Annotated in this window: 3 protein-coding genes; 1 reads left to right on the plus strand and 2 read right to left on the minus strand. The window is 55.2% G+C overall.

All coding sequences use genetic code 11. The features are described 5' to 3' along the window. Positions 1–301: WG repeat-containing protein (locus tag GSQ91_RS15870; RefSeq protein ID WP_158823248.1), on the minus strand; the 301-nt coding region annotated here is incomplete at its 3' end. A 664-nt stretch (positions 302–965) separates the two neighbouring features. On the opposite strand from GSQ91_RS15870, the gene GSQ91_RS15875 reads away from it, so the two are divergent. Then, positions 966–1,280, plus strand: coding sequence for a hypothetical protein (locus GSQ91_RS15875; protein ID WP_158822744.1), 315 nt, complete (start codon positions 966–968; stop codon positions 1,278–1,280). A gap of 523 nt (positions 1,281–1,803) precedes the next feature. On the opposite strand, the gene GSQ91_RS15880 is transcribed toward GSQ91_RS15875, so the two are convergent. Next, complete coding sequence (locus tag GSQ91_RS15880) at positions 1,804–3,048, minus strand: exo-beta-N-acetylmuramidase NamZ domain-containing protein (protein WP_158822745.1); 1,245 nt, start codon at positions 3,046–3,048, stop codon at positions 1,804–1,806. Between the last annotated feature and the right edge of the window lie 529 nt (positions 3,049–3,577).

Below are 3,577 nucleotides of genomic sequence, written 5' to 3' on the forward strand. Positions count from 1 at the left end.
GATCGATGCCATACGTTCTATCTTTGTCGACGACGGCTGCAATGCCGTTGACAAAGCTGAACGCTGTCTCGAATTGCGGAGCGATTGCCCACTTACCCTGCGAATCAAGGTACCCTTCCATGTGGGACTCGTCGTCTTCCGCGTTGGTAACACCCTCTGAGAACGGATCTCCATCGCTGAAGTGCGGAGGAATCACCATGTGCCCGGAGCGGTCGACAAAGCCCCACACACCATTCACCTTGATCGCGGCGCGTCCCTCTGAAAATGGCCCCGCATCGTCTCTCAGAATGGAGGTACACATACAATCTTTGGCCTCGGCAGGCTTCTTTGCCGCCCCGGAAACATGATTGTGGGGCTTCTGTGCCAACGAGACAGACACCAGCAATCCCGACAGCGCAACACATCCAAACCTCAACGTACTGAAACTCACTCGCTGGCCCTCAATCTCTTGCGCTAAAAAGCATCCACTCAATCTTATTCAACGTGTCGTTCTTCTCATACCACCCCGCAGCCACCAGCGACCGCGTGAGCAGGAGAATGACACAACCTCGCTATCGAACGGACGCATGCGAGCGGCTTCGCTAGTCCTGCGAAGGAAGAGGAGTAGAGAATTTTAACTGGGGAATGAGAGGGGAAAGAGAAAGCCAGCACCAGGCTTGATCTCTGCGACGAAAAGAGCCTGCTTCTAAAATTTAAGTTGAAGTGACATTCTGGGGCCGGATCCTCTTCCGCTTCCTCCTGGACCTCGTAGGCCGCCAGCAGCCCCAGAGCTCGCAGCTCCACTGTCTCCAGTCATGCCAAACAATCCCAACCCGGAAGACGTAGAGCTCCCTGCATTTTGGGAAAAGCTGCCTCCCATCAGGTCCTTCATGGAGAGATGGACGTCGAACATTGAAGTCTTGAGAGGAACATCAACGGCGACACCGCCCATTGGCATTTGACTGTTCCTGGATCCCATTGACCCCATGTTGAAGGGCGTACCGGAAGATCCATCGGAGGCTGCGCCAGTCGAGCGCATGGAGCCGCTTCCAGACGGGAACATCGAGAAGCCACTGCCGTTCATGGACGGCATCCCGGTGGAGTCGAGAGGCGAGGAAAATCCCCGGCCATCCGCACTGGCGAAAGACAGTCTCGGCAAAACAAGTTGGAATTTAACGCCCGCTGCTGTCGTTGTCGTGAGCGATCGAGGCAGTTTGAAAAGGTTTGATCCCGTGGATTGCGGCCGCGAAAAGGATTTGTGCCCCGAGGCTGTCGATCCGGATGAGTCTGTGGTCGACTGAGTTCCAGAATCCGTAGCAGAAGAAGCGGATTCCGGGGCCGTACCGGGTAGGCTCGGCAGGTTCTGTTGTGTCGTATCGGAGGGAGCAGGAGGCGAGGGACTCTGGGCGCGCAGAAGGAGGCCCGGGAAGACTAATGCGGTGGCAAGCAGCAGAATACGTTTCCTGTGAACCCAGGCATGAGATCGTGTCGTGTAAGAAAGATCCCTCAATCTGGTTGACTCCCTGCACAGGTGATGTGCCTGTGCTTCGCTGCTTGGATAGACGCGATTACCCGGCAGAAGTTTACTGGATCGATCCAATCGTAGCCGCTGGACAGCTGCAAAACATTTTCTGGGCTTTGGGCCTGGGCATTTTCTCTGGCAGAAGCAAGAGACCAGGGCTTGAGCGTACTTAGCACTTGCGTTACAAAACAGACCGGAGACATGGTTTACAGCGAAGCGCGACGGTTACCGTTCCTCAGCTTTAGACAACGCACGACGATGTTATATGCCCTGGAAAGAGAGTCGAATCTTGGATAAGCGAGTCACTTGTAGAGTAGATATTTCTCTCTCACCCTCTTGAAACCTTCCAGCTCAGATTGCCATCCCGCCGCGATTCTACGCGGGTCTTCGCCAGCTTTTATCTGGTCCAAGACCCTATGGTTCACCAACAGGCGATCAACTTTGTCGACTTGAAAGCTGTTTGGATAGAGCTTCCAAAGGGCGGATGCAGCCTCGATGCCAAGCTCCGGCGCGTCAAGCGCATTGCGATCATTGACTATGATTTCGACACCCTCCACTCGTTCTCCCCGGTAGGGATAGCGCTCCACGCCGCTCGGGGTGTACGAAATGGCCATGAAAGTAACACCGGGAATTTTGCGAGCATTCAGATAAGCCGCGAGTTGGGAGGCAACAATCCACGGCGCGCCAAAACGTACGAAGGGGGGCTCGCCCGGACCTTTTACGTTGACATTGGCGCCCTCAATCACCCCGATTCCCGGATAAACCATCTGCTGCGTGAGGCTGCGAATATTAGGTGACGGATTGACCCAGAGCAAACCGGTATTGTCGTACCAATCTGTCCTGTGCCAGCCTGTCATCTTCACAACGGTCAGTTGCGCGCCGAGATGTTTTTCTCCGTTGAAGAGCTCGGCCAACTCTCCCATGGTCATTCCTGGACGCAACGGCTCGGCATAGTAACAGGTGTAGTCCTCACGCCCTGGCGTTGCCAATGGGCCTTGCACGGCCAAACCATTGATCGGATTTGGCCTGTCCAGGACGACTATGTCTACGTTGTTCGCTGCAGATGCTTCCAGAAAATATCCCATTAGTACTTGAAAGGTCCAGTAGCGCGCGCCCACATCCTGCAGATCGATCACAACTGCATCCAAACCGCTAAGCTGCTGAGCAGAGGGGCGCTTTTGGGCCGGAGTAGAGCCGGAGATGCTCACGATAGGCAAGCCGCTGTCGATATCCGTGCCGTTGTCGATATCAAACTTATCGACAGCGGCATTGATCCCGTGCTCCGCAGTGAAGATTACTTTGACGCTCAGGCCGGGAACCGCGGCCGCGGCGTCCTTGCGCAAGACATCGATCGTCCTCCTCTCATGAGCATCAATTCCGACCGGATTCGTCAGCACTGCAAGGCGCAAATGGCCACCATGTCTCGCTGCAATCTGTTCGAGCGGCGCAAAGTTCTGCTGCTCCAGAACATCAATGCCGGTCGCAACCTGAGCGACAGCGGGTATGGCACACAACAAGAGAAACAGGCCAATCGAGCGCAGGTTCATTGATAACTTCCCTTCGAGAACGTTAGACGACGGAAGACCTCCCGCTCAGAAGGTCAACCCGAGAGCGCTTCAAAGCTGCGCACCATCCTCTTCGGTGCAGTTCAGTCCCGAGAAACGCGATCTCAGGGAGCCGCTTAATATCATTAGCTTATGCCAAAATCCAATGCACTCGTTGAAAGCTGAGTACCCATGGGCATCGCGTGGCGAGTAGGCACATTGCACTGGGCTGCCGGAATCGGTTATCCAGCATTGGCACGCGAAAAGCAGACCATGGAAATGACAGAGTATGGAAACCATCGAAGCCGCAAGGGGCTTGTAACGGATGTCTCAGGTCCACAGCGTAACGCATGTCCCGGTACACTCAGGCTGAAGCCCCTTTCTACTTGAACCTTGTTTCCGCGGCCTAAAGGCCGCTGCTACTCCGAAGAGCAAGAACAACGACCGCCCCTGATCTCCGCACAATCTGTGGAGATCAGGGGCGGCCTGTGGCCAAACATCGGCATTTGTGTCGCGCTAACCTGCTTTGAAC

This window comes from Granulicella sp. S156, from assembly GCF_009766105.1.
In the GTDB taxonomy this organism is placed as follows: domain Bacteria; phylum Acidobacteriota; class Terriglobia; order Terriglobales; family Acidobacteriaceae; genus Granulicella.